The 15,344-nt window shown below is 67.8% G+C and carries 11 protein-coding genes; 7 read left to right on the plus strand and 4 right to left on the minus strand.

Annotated elements, in window-relative coordinates; genetic code table 11:
* Window positions 1-18: 18 nt before the first annotated feature.
* From ACFOMD_RS11955 to ACFOMD_RS11970, 4 genes are read left to right on the plus strand one after another with little or no spacing between them, the layout of a single operon-like run.
* Window positions 19-1,059 carry an efflux RND transporter periplasmic adaptor subunit gene (locus tag ACFOMD_RS11955; protein WP_380861631.1) on the plus strand — a complete coding sequence of 347 codons (1,041 nt, stop codon included), beginning with the start codon at window positions 19-21 and terminating at the stop codon, window positions 1,057-1,059.
* A complete protein-coding gene (locus ACFOMD_RS11960) occupies window positions 1,056-4,142 on the plus strand; it encodes an efflux RND transporter permease subunit (RefSeq protein ID WP_380861633.1) in 3,087 nt (1,028 codons plus the stop codon). Before ACFOMD_RS11955 ends, ACFOMD_RS11960 begins: the two co-directional genes overlap by 4 nt.
* Window positions 4,143-4,180: 38 nt before the next feature.
* On the plus strand, window positions 4,181-5,266 hold the full coding sequence (locus tag ACFOMD_RS11965; RefSeq protein WP_380861635.1) for a mechanosensitive ion channel family protein: 1,086 nt from the start codon (window positions 4,181-4,183) through the stop codon (window positions 5,264-5,266).
* A gap of 58 nt (window positions 5,267-5,324) precedes the next feature.
* Complete coding sequence (locus ACFOMD_RS11970) at window positions 5,325-6,215, plus strand: SDR family oxidoreductase (protein WP_380861637.1); 891 nt, start codon at window positions 5,325-5,327, stop codon at window positions 6,213-6,215.
* Between the two features lie 75 nt (window positions 6,216-6,290).
* On the opposite strand, the gene ACFOMD_RS11975 is transcribed toward ACFOMD_RS11970, so the two are convergent.
* Window positions 6,291-7,529, minus strand: coding sequence for a tetratricopeptide repeat protein (locus ACFOMD_RS11975; RefSeq protein WP_380861639.1), 1,239 nt, complete (start codon window positions 7,527-7,529; stop codon window positions 6,291-6,293).
* Window positions 7,530-7,708: 179 nt separating this feature from the next.
* Here ACFOMD_RS11975 and ACFOMD_RS11980 point away from each other — a divergent pair, with 179 nt between their 5' ends.
* The gene (locus ACFOMD_RS11980) at window positions 7,709-8,164 is read left to right on the plus strand and encodes a DUF488 domain-containing protein (RefSeq protein ID WP_380861641.1); all 456 of its coding nucleotides are present in this window, start codon (window positions 7,709-7,711) and stop codon (window positions 8,162-8,164) included.
* The gene (locus tag ACFOMD_RS11985; protein WP_380861643.1) at window positions 8,161-8,826 is read left to right on the plus strand and encodes a lysoplasmalogenase family protein; all 666 of its coding nucleotides are present in this window, start codon (window positions 8,161-8,163) and stop codon (window positions 8,824-8,826) included. The genes ACFOMD_RS11980 and ACFOMD_RS11985 overlap by 4 nt, the downstream gene beginning before the upstream one ends.
* Before the next feature lie 10 nt (window positions 8,827-8,836).
* Here the strand turns inward: ACFOMD_RS11985 and ACFOMD_RS11990 are convergent, their stop codons facing one another.
* Both ACFOMD_RS11990 and gyrA read right to left on the minus strand, forming a co-directional pair.
* Complete coding sequence (locus tag ACFOMD_RS11990) at window positions 8,837-10,348, minus strand: hypothetical protein (RefSeq protein WP_380861645.1); 1,512 nt, start codon at window positions 10,346-10,348, stop codon at window positions 8,837-8,839.
* A 174-nt stretch (window positions 10,349-10,522) separates the two neighbouring features.
* Complete coding sequence (gene gyrA / locus ACFOMD_RS11995) at window positions 10,523-13,228, minus strand: DNA gyrase subunit A (RefSeq protein WP_380861710.1); 2,706 nt, start codon at window positions 13,226-13,228, stop codon at window positions 10,523-10,525.
* A gap of 105 nt (window positions 13,229-13,333) precedes the next feature.
* On the opposite strand from gyrA, the gene ACFOMD_RS12000 reads away from it, so the two are divergent.
* Window positions 13,334-14,248 carry a glycosyltransferase family 2 protein gene (locus tag ACFOMD_RS12000; protein ID WP_380861647.1) on the plus strand — a complete coding sequence of 305 codons (915 nt, stop codon included), beginning with the start codon at window positions 13,334-13,336 and terminating at the stop codon, window positions 14,246-14,248.
* Here the strand turns inward: ACFOMD_RS12000 and ACFOMD_RS12005 are convergent.
* A complete protein-coding gene (locus ACFOMD_RS12005; RefSeq protein WP_380861649.1) occupies window positions 14,245-15,279 on the minus strand; it encodes a hypothetical protein in 1,035 nt (344 codons plus the stop codon). The genes ACFOMD_RS12000 and ACFOMD_RS12005 overlap by 4 nt on opposite strands.
* Between the last annotated feature and the right edge of the window lie 65 nt (window positions 15,280-15,344).

The raw sequence follows: 15,344 nt of genomic DNA on the forward strand, positions 1-15,344 counted from the left end.
TCAAAAGGCGAGGCGGCAATGAGCGCGGGTCGATCCATCATGGCGTTGGGCGCGCTGGCGCTGCTGGCCGCGTGCGGCAGCGATGCGCCCGCCGCCAAGGCGCCCGAAAGCCGACCCGTTCTCGTCGCGTTGGCCGCTGCGCAGCCCGCCTCGGCGGACGGCGGCCTGCTCGCCAGCGGCACGGTGCGCGCCAAGCGCGAGACCGCGCTCGCCTTCGTTTCCGCCGGCCGTATCGCCGAAGTGCTCGTCGAGGACGGGCAAGCGGTGCGCCGCGGCCAGTTGCTCGCCCGGCTCGACATGAGCGCGATCAGCGCTGGCGGCGCCTCGGCGCGCGCCGAGGCTGCCCGCGCGCAATCCGAACTGAAGCGCATGGAAGCGCTCGCCGACAAGGGCTGGGTGACCCGCTCGCGCCTTGAATCGGCGCAGGCGACCGCCGCCGCGGCGCAGGCACAGGCCTCGGCGCGCGGCTTCGACGAACGCTTCGCGCGCATCTACGCGCCGACCGACGGCGTGGTGTTGCGCCGTCATGTCGAATCGAACCAGATCGTCACCGCGGGTTCGCCGGTCATCACGCTGGGCGAGGCGCGCGACGGCTATGTGATGCGCGTGCCGCTGCCCGATGCCGACGTGCCGCGCGTGCGGATCGGGCAGGGGGCGGCCGTGACCATCGCCGCGCTCGGCGATCAGCCGCTCGCGGCGACCATCACCGAGGTGGCGGCGCGCGGCGACGACCGCACCGGCACCTTCGAGATCGAACTGGCGCTGCCCAACCGGGCGGGCCTGCGCTCCGGGCTGATCGGCCAGGCGCGCATCCGCGTCGCGGGTCGCGGCGATGCCGTCGCCATCCCCGCGAGCGCGATCTGGCAGGCCCGCGCCGACGAGGGCTTCGTCTATGTCGCCGACAGGGGCGTCGCGAAGGCGCGCATGGTGCAGCTCGGCCCGGTCGATGACCGCGAGGTGATCGTCACCGGCGGACTCACCGCCGGCGAGCAGGTCGTGCGCTCGGGTGTCGAGCGACTCCGCGACGGGGTGAAGATCACGACGCGGAAAGCGTCATGAACGGGCTGATCGAATTCGCGGTTCGTCGCTGGCAGATCACGCTCGTCGTCTTCGCGATGCTCGCGGCGATGGGGCTGTCGGCGCTGCTGTCGATCCCGCGCTCGGTCGACCCGCATTTTCCGATCCCCGTGGTGGCGATCATCGCCGTGCAGCCGGGCGCCGACCCCGCCGACATGGAGCAGACGGTCGCCAAGCCGATCGAGGATGTGCTGCGCGGCATCGATAATATCGACGAGATCAGCTCGCGGTCGACCGATGGCTCGTCGGTCATCACCGCCGAGTTCGATTGGGGCGGCGACACCGAGAAATATTATGACGAGGTCGTCCGCGAGGTGAACGCCATCCGCGGTACCCTGCCGTCGAGCCTCCAGCGCCTCGAATTCCGCAAGGTGCGCACCACCGAGTCCGCGGTGCTGCAGCTCGCGCTGGTCAGCGACACCGCGAGCGTGCGCCGCCTTGAGAAGATCGCCGAGGATCTGCGCGACCGTATCACCCAGGTCGACGGCATCCGCCGTTCGCAGGTGTTCGGCATCGCCAAGCCGGAAATCCGCGTGTCGATCGACAGTGGTCGGCTCGCGCAGATCGGCCTCCCCGTCACCACGGTCACCGATGCGCTGCGCGCCGGCGGTAGCGACCTGCCGGCGGGCGCCGTGCATTCGGCCGGGCAGCGGCTGAACGTCGAGGCCGGCGGCGCCTTCCGCTCGCTGGCCGAGGTGAAGGAAACGCCGGTGCGCGCCGCCGACGGGCGCGTGGTGCGCGTCGGCGACATCGCCGATGTCGCCTGGTCGACCGAGGAGGTGACCCACGTCACCCGCTTCAACGGCCAGCGCGCGATCTTCGTCACCGCGCTGCAGAAGGACAATATCAACGTCCTCGATGTCCGTGATGGCGTGATGGAGGCGGTCGAGGAGTTCCGCGGGCAGTTACCGCCCGACGTGAAGCTCGAGGTCGGCTTCGACCAGTCGCGCGATATTTCGAGCAAGCTGCGCATCCTTGCGCGCGACTTCACCATCGCGCTGGCACTCGTGCTCATCACGCTGCTGCCGCTCGGCACCCGCGCCTCGATCGTGGTGATGGTGTCGATCCCGCTCAGTCTTGCGATGGGCGTGATGGCGATGCAGTTGCTGGGCTTCACCTTGAACCAACTCGCGATCACCGGCTTCATCGTCGCGCTCGGGCTGCTGGTCGACGATTCGATCGTCGTTGCCGAGAACATCTCCCGCCATCTGCGCATGGGGAAACCGAGGTTGCAGGCGGCGCTCGACGGCACCAAGCAGATCGCCGTCGCCGTGCTCGGCTGTACCGCGACCCTGCTGCTCGCTTTCCTGCCGCTGGTGTTCCTGCCCGAAGGCGCGGGCATGTTCACCCGTTCGCTGCCGCTCGCCGTGCTGGTGACGGTGGCGGCGTCGATGGTGGTGTCGCTGACCATCGTGCCCTTCCTTGCCAGCCGCATGCTGCCGCGTGACGAGGATCCGCACGGCAACCGCATCCTGCAGGCGGTGCAGGGCGGCATCCACCGCTTCTACGGCCCGGTGCTGCACTGGTCGCTGACCCACCCGCGCCGCGCGCTGCTCGCGGCGATGGCGCTCTGCTTTTCGGCCTTCGCGCTGGTCCCGGTCATCGGCACCAGCCTGTTCCCGCCCGCGGACGCCACCTATTTCCTCGTCGAGGTCGAAGGCGGCGAGGGCGCGTCGATCGAAAAGACCGACCAGGCAATCCGATATGTGGATTCGGTGCTGGCGAAGGAGCCGCTGATCACCTCGCGCATGGCCAACACCGGCCGTGGCAACCCGCAGGTCTTCTACAACGTCCGCGAGGAAACGCAGGCTACCAACGCCGGCAATGTGCTTGCCGTGATGGACCATTGGGACACCGATGAATCGCCGGCGCTGCTCGCCCGGCTGCGCGCGACCTTCGACGCCTACCCGGATGCGCGCATCCTCGTCCGCGAATTCCTCAACGGCCCGCCGATCGACGCGCCGATCGTGGTATTCGTCAACGGCCCAGAACTCGACGAGCTGAAGCGGCTGGCTGGCGAGGTCGAAGGCATCCTGCGCGAGACGCCGGGCACCCGCAACATCGAGAACCCGCTGTCGGTCGACCGCATCGACCTTAATCTCGGCCTCGACGACGAGAAGGCGGCGCTGCTCGGCGTGCAGGCCGGCTCGGTGCGCCGCGCCGCACGGCTTGCACTCGCGGGTGAGCCGGCAGGCCGCTTCCGTGACAGCGAGGGCGATGCCTATGACGTCGTCGTGCGCCTGCCGATGGACGGATTCCAGCGCGTCTCGGCGCTCGAATCAATCTACATCCCGTCATCCAGCGGCGGCGCCATACCGCTGCGCCAGATCGCGACCCCGCGCCTCGAAAGCGCGCCGGCGCAGATCAACCGCTATCAGCAGCAACGCTCGGTCAACATCTCCTCCTACATCGACAAGGGCTATCTGACCTCGGCGGTGAGCAAGGACGTCTATGCCAAGCTCGACAGCCTGAAGCTGCCGCCCGGTTACACGATCACGCAGGGCGGGGAGGCGGAGGCGAGTTCGCGCAGCTTCCAGGGCATGGGCCGCATCGTGCTGCTGGCGATCTTCGGCATCCTCGCCGTGCTGGTGCTCGAATTCGGCCGCTTCCGGGAAACCGCGGTGGTGGCGGGCGTCATTCCGCTCGGCATGTTCGGTGGCCTGCTGGCGCTGCTGCTGACGGGCAACTCGCTGAGTTACAACGCCGTCATCGGCTTCGTCGCGCTCATCGGCATCGAGATCAAGAACTCGATCCTGCTCGTCGATTTCACCACGCAGCTGCGCCAGCAGGGCGTCGAACTGCGCGACGCGATCGAGCAGGCGGGCGAGGTGCGCTTCCTGCCCGTGCTGCTCACCAGCATCACCGCGATCGGCGGCCTGATGCCGCTGGCGCTCAGCGGGTCGGGGCTCTACTCGCCACTCGCCTGGGTGATCATCGGCGGCCTCGTCTCCTCGACCCTGCTGTCGCGCGTCGTCACCCCGGTGATGTATCTGCTGCTGGTGCGGCACGCGCCGGCGCTCGATCCCGGCGTATCGCCCGAAATGAACGGCCGAGCATCCGACTAGGGATACAAACCGGGGGGCTTACGCGTTAGCAACGCCCGATGCAGAAGACCGCGACCACCAACACGATCAACCTCACCGACCAGACCACCGAGATCGCCCAGAGCTTCTACGGCTGGCTGCGCAACGACAGCCTCGAGGCGCTGATCGCCATCGGCGTCGGCGTCGGCCTGTTCCTGCTGCTGCGGCTGCTGCGCGGCATGGGCTGCCGGCTGCTCGAGAAGCGCGAGGATCCCGCCGCCTGGCGGTCGGTGGTGGCGCGCGTCGCGCGGCGCACGCACAGCTTCTTCCTCGCCGCGCTGGCGGCCGACATCGTCACCAACGTCGTCGCGCCGCCCGGCGGGCTGCTGACCGCCGTCGATTTCATCTTCACCGTCTCCGCCGTCATCCAGGGCGCGATCTGGGTGCGCGAGCTGGTGCTGGTGGCGATCGCGCACCGCGCCGAGCAGGGCGATGCCGACCATTCGGCGCTCGCCAACGCGATGGGCGTCATCCGCATCCTGGTGAACATCGTCGTCTGGGCGATCGCGCTGATCCTCGTCCTCGACAATCTCGGGGTGAACGTCACCGGCCTCGTCGCGGGTCTCGGCATCGGCGGCATCGCCATCGGTCTCGCCGCCCAGGGCATCTTCTCCGACCTGTTCGCCGCCCTTTCGATCATCTTCGACCGGCCGTTCCGCCGCGGCGACACCATCCAGTATGGCACCACCACGGCGCGGGTGGAGGCGATCGGCATGAAGACCACGCGCCTGCGCGCCGTCTCTGGCGAGCAGGTGGTGATGGCCAACACCAAACTGCTCGAGCAGGAGGTGCGCAACCTCCGCCTGATCGACGAGCGGCGCGTGCTGCTGATCCTGCCGCTGCAGCCGAACACCGAGGCCGACAAGCTCGCGCAGGTGCCCGACCTGCTGCGCGCCGTGGTCGAGGCGCAGCCCTCGACGCGCTTCGAACATGCGGTGGTGATCGGCATGAACGGCAACTCGATCGACGTCGAGCTGATGTTCTTCATGACCGATCCGCCCGCCGAGATCATGGCGCAGACCCGCCACCGCGTCCTGCTCGACACCATCCGCACGCTGCACGGCGTCGGCATCGAGTTCTCCGACCTCACACCGCCGCGAGGTTGACGCCCCCGGCATGGGCGTTAATCCCTCCCGCAAGCCTATTCGGGAGGAGAGGATTTCCGTGACCATTCGTTTCGACAATCGCGTTGCCATCGTCACCGGCGCCGGTGGCGGCCTCGGCCGCGCCTACGCGCTGGAACTCGCCAGGCGCGGCGCGAAGGTCGTCGTCAACGACCTCGGCGGCGCCCGCGACGGCACCGGCAGCTCGCTGTCGATGGCGCAGCAGGTGGTCGAGGAGATCAAGGCGGCGGGCGGCGAGGCGTTTGCCAACGGCGCGAGCGTCACCGATGAGGCGCAGGTCGCCGCGATGGTCGCCGAGGCCAAGGACAAGTGGGGCCGCATCGACATCCTGATCAACAACGCCGGCGTGCTGCGCGACAAGACCTTCGTGAAGATGACGATGGACGACTTCCGCTTCGTGCTCGACGTCCACCTGATGGGCTCGGCGATCTGCACCAAGGCGGTGTGGGACATCATGCGCGAGCAGGCCTATGGCCGCATCGTCATGACCACCTCGTCGACCGGCCTCTACGGCAATTTCGGCCAGGCCAACTACGGCGCGGCGAAGCTCGGCCTCGTCGGGCTGATGAGCACGCTGGCGCTCGAGGGCGCCAAGTACAACGTCCGCTGCAATTCGATCGCGCCGCTCGCCGCGACGCGCATGACCGAGGATCTGATGCCGCCCGAAATGCTGGCGAAGATGCAGCCCGACACCGTGGTGCCCGCGACCTTGTTCATGTGCTCGGAGGATGCCCCCAACAAGGCGATCTTCAACGCGGGCGCCGGCGGCTTCGAGCGCAGCTACATCACGATCACCAAGGGCATCCACCTTGGCGAGGGCGAGATGACCGTCGAGAACGTCGCGGCGCGCTGGGAAGAGATCAGCAACCGCGACGGCGAGATCGTGCCGGAGAACGGCTCGGCGCAGGGCCAGGTCGCCTTCCAGCGCTGATCGCGCGCTTCGGCTAAAGAGAAAGGGCGGCGCCTCGCGGCACCGCCCTTTTTCAATTGGCCTCAGCCGCCGGCGTTACGCCGCGCGGTTGAACCACATCAGCCAATACTGGGCGAGCTGCTCGCGCGCGCCGCCCTTGACCGAGTTGAGCGCGGTCGCGGCCTCGGCCTTGTTGCCGGCCTTGCCGAGCGCGATGCCGAGTCGGGTGTTCGCCGTCGCGGCGTCGATGCTGCCCTTCTGGATCGCGAGGCGATACAGCTCGGCGGCCTTCGCATAGTTGCCATGGCTCAGATAGGCGTCGCCGGTGATGAGCGCGTCGCGGCCGTTGGCCGCCTTCTTGGCATCAGCCTCGAGGCTGCCGAGCGACGCCTTGTCGCGCGCTACCTTCGGGTTCACCACCGCCTGCAGCTCCTTGGTGTAGGGCTTGGCGGTCGACAGCTTGCCCTTGGCGAGACCCTCGTCGATGATCGCCTTGGCTTCGCCCGGCAGACCGCGACGGTTCGCCGTCTCGGCGTACTCGTAATAGTCCTTCTCGCTCGCCAGCGCGCCGGCGTCGTGCATCAGACGGAACACGTCGAGGCTGCCCTGATCGTCGAACTTCGCGCCGTCGAGGAACAGCGCCAGCACGGTGCGCCAGTTCTCCGCAGTCGGATAAGCGCCGAGCCAGCCGGCCGACGAGGTCGCGAACTCGGCGTTCATGTTGTTGTCGAGCGCCAGCTTCGAGGCGGTCTTGTAGTAGTCCTCGGGGACGGTGCCCGATGCCTTGCCGACCTCGATCGCCTTGGCGACGGCGCCATAGGCTTCACGCGGCTGGCCGGCGAGCTGATACACCTGCGCCAGTTCGAACTGTGCCTTGGCGTCGGTCGGGGCGAGCGCGACGAGGCGCTGCGCCTGCGTGGCGGCGCCGCGATAGTCCTTCGACTGCAGCGCGAGGCCGCGGAGCGCAGTGCGGAAGCGTACCTCGTCGGCCGGCGAAACCTGGCCGGTCGCGAGCGAGCCCTCGACGGCGGTCTTCAGCAGCGCGTTGTCCTTGGTCGCCTGCGCCGTGTTCAGCATCAGGCGATAGATCCACAGCTTGTCTTCCTGCGTGGCCTTCGGCAGCGCCAGCGCCTCGTTCAGCATGACAAGCGCACCGGCATGGTCGCCGGCGCCCTGCGCGGTCTGCACCTTGGACAGGATCGAGGCGACCGGCTTCGACAGCTTCGGCGCCGGGGCTGCGGGCGCCGCGGCGGGCGCCTTCTGCGCGAGAACCGGCGCCGAGATGGCAACCGTCGACAGAATGGCGGCAACCGCCAGATGGGAAATGCTCTTCATGGTGTCTCCCTCGGATTCATTCTTAGTGCCCGGACTCACGTCGCGAAGCGCGAGTAGCGATGTCGTAGATGGACGTGACGCCGTCAAGAAGCACGCGATGGCGCTTATGCTCCCGCGCGACTGAACGCCCGTTGAATGCGACGGCTTTCCGAAGCGCGGGAAGGGGCTATGCTCCCTGCATGACCCGGCTTTTCACCATCGGCTATGAAGGCGCGACCATCGACGCCTTCATCGACACGCTCGAAAAAGCGGGCGTGAAGACGCTCGTCGACGTGCGCGCGGTGCCGCTGTCGCGCAAACCCGGCTTCTCGAAACGCGGCCTCGCGGCGGCGCTGGCGGAGCGAGGCATCGGCTATCGCCATCTCCAGCGGCTCGGCACGCCGACCGAAGGGCGCAACGCCGCCCGCGCCGGCAACATCGCGAAGATGCGCGATATCTACCTCACCCACCTCGAAGCACCCGATGCACAGGCGGAAATGGCGATGCTGGCCGATCAGGCGCGCGAAAGCCCGTCGGCGCTGCTCTGTTTCGAGCGCGATCCCGGCCAATGCCACCGCTCGATCCTGTTCGAGCAGCTCGATACCGCCGACCTGACGGCCGAGCATCTGTTCGTGCCGCCGGCGGGCCGCGAATGACCGCCGACTGGCGCTCGCCGCTGCTGCTCGCCAGCCTCGTCGCCGCAATCGCCTATCCGCTGTTCTGGGGCTCAGGCCTGCCGCAGCCGGGCATGATCGCCCTGAAAGGGCTCGGCGTCGGCCTGCTTGCCGTCCTCGCCGCCACGCAGGCGCGCAGCCGCGATGGCTGGCTGTTCGCGGCGGTGATGGGCTTCGGCGCGCTCGGCGATGTGCTGCTCGACATCAGGTTCGAGGCCGGCGTCGCCGCCTTCGCGGTCGGCCATATCATCGCCATCGTCTTCTACCGCCGCAACCGGCGGGTCGGCGCACCGTTCAGCCGCCGTGCCTTCGCGGCGCTGATCGCGATCGCCGGCACGATATTGCCGTTCTTCCTGATCGACCTCGACGATCCGCGGCTGGCGGGGCTGGTCGTCTACTCGCTGCTGCTGACCGCGATGGCCGCCGCCGCCTGGCTCAGCCGCTTCCCGCGCGCGCTAACGGGTGTCGGCGCGCTGCTATTCGTATTCTCCGATGGCCTGATCGCCGCCCGCATGGGCCCGCTCGCCGACGCGGCCTGGGCCGGCTACGGCATCTGGGCGACCTATTATCTCGGCCAGCTGCTGATTTTCCTCGGCGTCAGCAGGACGCTGGAGGGCAGCCACCACTCGGCGACCGCCCTCTGACCGTCATTCGCTAGGCGGGATCGCCGCAAACGGTAACGACGATAACGGTGCCCGGCGCGCCGTCACCGCCGCCGCCCGCGGCAAAGCCGTTCTCGGCCAAGCCGCCGCCGCCGCCGCCGCCGCCGGGGAAGGCGCCGTCACCGCCGACGCCAGCGTTGGCGCCGAAGCCCGAACCGCCACCGCCGCCGCCATTGCCACCCCTAGGGTCGCCATTGCTCCGCGCCGTTGCGTTGGCACCGCTGGTGGCTACTGCGCCGCCAGCGCCGCCACCACCGCTGCTCGTCAGAGCGGACGACAACGTGGGATCGCCGCCGCCGGCGCCGCCGGCACCCGCGACATCGGGAGTGGTTTGGCCACCTCCGCCGCCACCGCCCGAGCCGCCGGCCATCGAGCGGTAGCCGTTCCCACCGGAGGTATTCGCGCCAGCGCCACCAGCGCCACCGGCTTGCAAGCCGATTCCGGCCAGGCCGGCGATGCCGGTACCTGACGCTTGGCCGCCAGTGCCGCCCGTCGCTGCAACCCAATTGCCGAACGACGAAGACGTGCCCGCGGTGCCGGGATTGCCGAAGCCGTTGTCCGCAACCGTTGGAAGGCCACCAGCGCCTGCAGAGCCGACCGTGATGGCTTCGGTGCCTCCAAGAAGAGCGGCGCTGATCTTGAGTTCGGAGTATCCGCCGCCGCCGCCGCCGCCGGCGCCCGACCTTCCGGCCGATCCGCCGGCGCGCCGCCCGGCGCCGCCACCGCCACCGCCGCCGCCGATGCACACGATATGAGTGGTTTTTGCGTTATCGGGTTTGGTCCAGATGCCGTCCGCCGAGAACGTTTGGACATCGATGACGGGACTCGCCTGATTCGGGAACGGTGCCGTGACGACATCGCCGTTTTCGTCCCAAGTCAGCGCGTGACCGACTTCCCTGACATCGTCGTTCTGGTTGAAAATGAGATTGGCGACATCGGTGCGCTGATACCCCAGGTGGAGGAGGGCCGGGGAGATATCCTCGATCCATTCGAGCGTGGCGTGCCAAGCAAGAGGTTTCAGTAGAGAAGAGGCTAGGCGAAGCACCGGCCGTCCGATGCTATCGTTTCCGGCAAAGACGACCCACTGGCGTTCCGGTTCCTCCGGCACGGAGACAGCATTCCTCGGGTCAAAGCAAATGCCGCCCAACTCGGCGAGTTTGGTGAGAGCTTCAGCGGTAAAGGAGAGTTCGACCGTTGTCCCGATGGGCCACGCGATAGGCGTCGTCCCTTCGACACCGCGGTCACCCCACCAACTGGTAGAAGAAACGCCATAGGTTATCCGCACGATTTCGGTGCCGGAAACATCGGGATGGCTCAGGGTTACGTAGAATGGATATTCAGGAAAGCCTGCACTGTCATTCACATCAAGTTGGATATCGTTGGTGGCAGCCAACGACTCAGTCAGCGTTGTCTTGGCGTTGTTCGCGAGCCTCGGGGGAAGGTCGTTCCAGGCCATGTCGTCCTCCATCATGGATGGACCGGCCCGGACATGATCGTCGCGCAACGTCACCCGCATTCGCCCCTAGGGGTGAACGCAGCCTGATGCAGGTCGATTGGCTTCCTTGCCGGTCGTGGGATGCGTCGGCGGCAACGTCGTAAGCGCTGCCGCCAAAGCTTTACCGGTTTATGGAGCCCTTGATCCTCGGAGTAGGTTTGCTGCGAAGGCGGGCGACGGCGTTCAGGCCGTCGCTTCCGTCGTCTCGCTGCCTTCCTCGACGTCGCCGTCCTCGCCCTGGTCGCCGATCTTCGCGGCGGAGACGACATGCTCGTTGTCCGCGACATTGAACAGGCGGACGCCGGCCGAATTGCGGCCGATGACGCGGGTGCTGCCGACCTTCAGGCGGATCAGCTTGGCCTGGTCGGTCACCAGCATCAGCTCGTCGGCGGCGTCGGCGGGGAAGCTGGCCACCACCGGGCCGTTGCGATCGAGGTTGTCGATGTTGGTGATGCCCTGGCCGCCGCGGTTGGTGCGGCGATACTCATAGGCCGAGCTGCGCTTGCCATAGCCGTTGGCGCAGACGGTCAGGATGAACTGTTCGGCGGCGGCGAATTCGGCGATGCGGTCGGCCGACAGGTCGCTTTCGCGCTCTCCTTCCTTCCACGGCGCGGCCTTCAGATAGGCCTCTCGCTGTTCGGGCGAAGCCTCGAAGCCGTTGAGGATCGACATCGAGATGACCTCGTCGTCGCCCAGCAGCTTGGCGCCGCGCACACCCGCCGAGGTGCGGCTCTGGAATTCGCGCACGTCGGTGGAGGCGAAGCGGATCGCCTTGCCGTTCCGCGTCGCGAGCAGGACGTCGTCCTCCTCGGTCAGCAGCGACACGCCGATCAGGCGGTCGGAAGCGTCGCCTTCCTCGTCGGTGCCGAAGCGCATGGCGATCTTGCCGTTCGACGGAATGTTGGTGAAGGCATCCATGCTGTTGCGGCGCACGGTGCCGTGCGCGGTGGCAAACATGATGTGCAGTTTGCCCCACTCCGCCTCATCCTCGGGGAGGGTGAGAACGGTGGCGATGGTCTCGCCCTCGGCCAGCGGCAGCAGATTGACCATCGGCCGGCCGCGCGTCGCCGGACCGCCCTCGGGCAGGCGCCAGACCTTCTTGCGGTAGACCTTGCCGAGCGTCGAGAAGAACAGCACCGGCGTGTGCGTCGAGGTGACGAACAGGCTGGTGACGGCGTCCTCGTCCTTGGTCGCCATGCCCGAGCGGCCCTTGCCGCCGCGCGCCTGGGTGCGGAAGGCGTCGAGCGGGGTGCGCTTGATGTAGCCGCCCATCGTGACGGTCACGACCATCTCGAGCCGCTCGATCAGATCCTCGTCGTCGATGTCGTCGTAATTCGCCGTCACCTCGGTGCGGCGCGGCGTGACGTAGGCGGCGGAAACCTCGTCGAACTCGGCGCGCATCACCTCATAGAGGCGGACGCGGTTACGCAGAATCTCGAGCAGTTCCTCGATGCTCGCCGCGAGTTCTTTCAGCTCCTCGGAAATCTCGTCGCGGCCGAGCGCGGTGAGCTTCGAGAGGCGAAGATCGAGGATGGCGCGAACCTGCGCATCGGACAGGCGATAGACGTCGCCCTGGTCCTCATGCGCGATCGCCTCGACCAGCTCGAGGTAGGGCTTGATCTGCTCGATCGGCCATTCGCGCGCGATGAGCGTGGCGCGCGCATCGGCGGGCGTCGGGCTCGATCGGATGATGCGGACGACCTCGTCGAGGTTTGACACCGCGATCGACAGGCCGAGCAGCAGATGGGCGCGGTCGCGCGCCTTCGCCAGCTCGAATTTCGACCGCCGGGTGATCACTTCCTCGCGGAACTTCACGAAGCTTTCGATTATGTCGCGCAGGTTGAGCAGTTCCGGGCGGCCGCCGCGGATCGCCAGCATGTTGAACGCGAAACTGCTCTGCGCCGGCGTGTAGCGATAGACTTGGTTCAGCACGACATCGGCGGTGGCGTCGCGCTTCAACTCGATGACGATGCGGACGCCCTCGCGGTTCGATTCGTCGCGGATGTCCGAGACGCCTTCGATGCGCTTGTCCTTCACCGCCTCGGCGATCTTCTCGACGAGGCCCGACTTGCCGACCTGGAAGGGGATTTCGGTCAGCACGATCTGGCGCTTCTCGCCGCGGCTTTCCTCGACGGTGGCGCGGGCGCGCATCATCACGCTGCCGCGGCCGGTCTGGTAGGCCTGGCGCAGGCCGGCCTGGCCGAACAGCTGCGCGCCGGTCGGGAAGTCGGGGGCCGGGACGTGCTGCATCAGCCCTTCGACATCGATTGCCGGATTGTCGAGATAGGCGCGGCAGGCGTTCAGCACTTCGCCGAGATTGTGCGGCGGAATGTTGGTCGCCATGCCGACGGCGATGCCGCCCGCGCCGTTGACCAGCAAATTGGGGAAACGCGCCGGCAGCACCGACGGCTCGCGCTCCGACCCGTCATAGTTCGGGGTGAAGTCGACCGTGTCCTTGTCGAGATCCTCGAGCAGCGCCTCGTCGGCGATGCGCCGCAGGCGCGCTTCGGTGTAGCGCATCGCCGCGGGCGGATCGGGATCCATCGAGCCGAAATTGCCCTGGCCGTCGATCAGCGGAACGCGAAGCGACCAGTCCTGCGCCATGCGCGCCAGGGCGTCGTAGATCGCGGAATCGCCGTGCGGATGGTATTTACCCATCACGTCACCGACGATGCGCGCCGACTTGCGGAACGGCTTGTTGTGCGAATAGCCGCTTTCGTAGGCCGAATAGAGAATGCGGCGATGGACGGGCTTCAGGCCGTCACGCACGTCGGGAAGCGCGCGCGCCACGATCACGCTCATCGCGTAATCGAGGTAGCTCGTCTTCATCTCGTCGACGATCGAGATCGGGCGGATATCCGACGGGTCCGTCGGCGGCGTCTGGGTCACGTCCACGGGGTGGAGAAATCCTAAGCTGTTCTGGAATTATCGCGTGGCTGTCATGTAGGAGTTCGGGGCAGCGATTGCCAGCATTTTACGCCTTGGAGGGACGCGATGGAGAGGGCGCCGATCAGCGTCGTGATGGCGGCCTGGAATGCCGCGCCGACGATCGCGCGTGCGCTTGATTCGATCGCGGCGCAGACGGTGGCGCCCGCCGAGGTGATCGTCGTCGATGACGCCAGTACCGACGCCACCGCGGCCATCGCCGAAGCGCACCCGCTGAAGCCCCGGATCGTCCGCCACGCCGCCAATCGCGGGGGGGCAGCGGCGCTGCAAAGCGGGCTGGAGGCGGCGGCGAACGACTGGGTCGCCTTCCTCGACGCCGACGACGAATGGCTGCCGGAAAAGCTGGCGGCGCAGGTCGACGCACTGGTCGCCGAGCCGCAGGCGAGCATCGTCGCCACGGGCTTCACCTTCATCGACCGTGAGGGGCAACCGGCGTTGGACTATGGCGTGACGCCGTTCCCGCATGAGGGGGCGGAGTTCTGGCGCAATCTGCTCGTCGATTCGGCGATCCTGCAGTCCTCCGCGCTGGTGCGGCGTGATCTGGCGCTGGCGGACGGCGGCGTCGATGCGTCGATGCGCACTGGCTATGACCAGAAGCTGTTCGTGCGGCTGGCCGGGCAGGGACCGGTCGCCTACGTTCACCGCTCGCTGGTCCGCTATCATGATGCGCCGGGCAGCCTCACCAAGCTGCCGCGCGCCGCCGACATCCTGCCGGTGCTGGCGATGCACGAACGCCATCTGGCGCTATTCGCCGACCGGCTGACCCCGGCCGAGCAGCGCGAAATCCGCCGCCGTCGCTATGCCGAAGCCGCCACCGGCCTTGTCTTGGCGCGTGCGTGGGGACCGGCGCTGCGCGCCACCGCTATGGCCCTGAAAAGCGGCGAGCCGCCAACGCGTTCGCTCTGGCGGCTCGTCACCAACCTGCCGCCGGGGCGACAGATCAAAAGGCTGGTACGCGGTTAGGCGACCACCGGCAGCCGCTCGGCGAGGTCGCGCGGCACCAGCGGCATCACCACCGCCCGGATGCGCTGCCACGCGGCGCTCAAGGTCACCAGGAACAGGCCGATGACGAGGCAGGTCAGCGCGAAGCCGAGGTCGACGTCGCCCGTTTCCTTGAACAGCGTCTGCAGCGCGAAGATCATATAGGCGAGGCCCGACACCAGCAACGCGCGCCGGTCGATGGCGAGCGCGACTACGGTGATGATCAGGTAGACCGCAACGATCGCCACCGCTTCCGCCGCCGCCATGCCGGGGCCATTGACGCCGAACATCACCACCAGCGGGTGGATGATCATCGGCGCGGCGAGCAGGTGCAGCCAGAAGGCGATGTCGGTGCGGCGCGTCACGCGCTGGCGGTCGGACATGTCGTAGCGCATCGCGACGACGAACACGCCGACGCCCGACAGCGACACGGCGGTCAGCAGCGCGTTGCGGTCCTCACCCATGATCGACGCGACGATGGCGAAGGCGATCGCCGACAGCGCCGCGGCCCCCGCCGCGACGGTGATCGGCACCTGGAAGCGCCGCCAGTGGGCGATCGCCGCCGCCACCGCGCCCGCCCCGGCGATGCCGAGATAGACGGCGCCCTGCGGCGTATCGGGCTGGACGTTGTCGACGCCGGTGATCTTCACGATGGCCGCGCCGAGCGTCACGAACACGCCACCGACGAAGGCGAGCAGAAGGAGGATGCTGGGCAGCGCCATCTTGCGCTGGCGGGTGAAATATTCGGCAAGGCCCCAGGCCGCGACCGCGACGCCGAGCGCCGAGAACCAGGTGTCGACCCGCTGGCCGAGCGCGCCGACTGCCACCAGCAGCAGCACCGCCGCGATCGTGACGAAGATGTCGTTGAAGCTGGTGATGAAGCGGATGTGCTCCTCGTCGGCGCCCATCGCCACTTGATGGCGCTGGCGGACGAACTCGGTGAGCGCGGCACCTTGCGCTTCGCTCATCACATTGGCGGCGATCGCCGCGTCGAGATCGGCTTTTTCGATCATATTCTGCTCCCTGCGTTATTGGTGTAGTAACACAACAACACAGTTGATGCCAGCCGCTTTCGCGT

Source organism: Sphingoaurantiacus capsulatus, assembly GCF_042648405.1.
GTDB classification, from domain to species: domain Bacteria; phylum Pseudomonadota; class Alphaproteobacteria; order Sphingomonadales; family Sphingomonadaceae; genus Sphingoaurantiacus; species Sphingoaurantiacus capsulatus.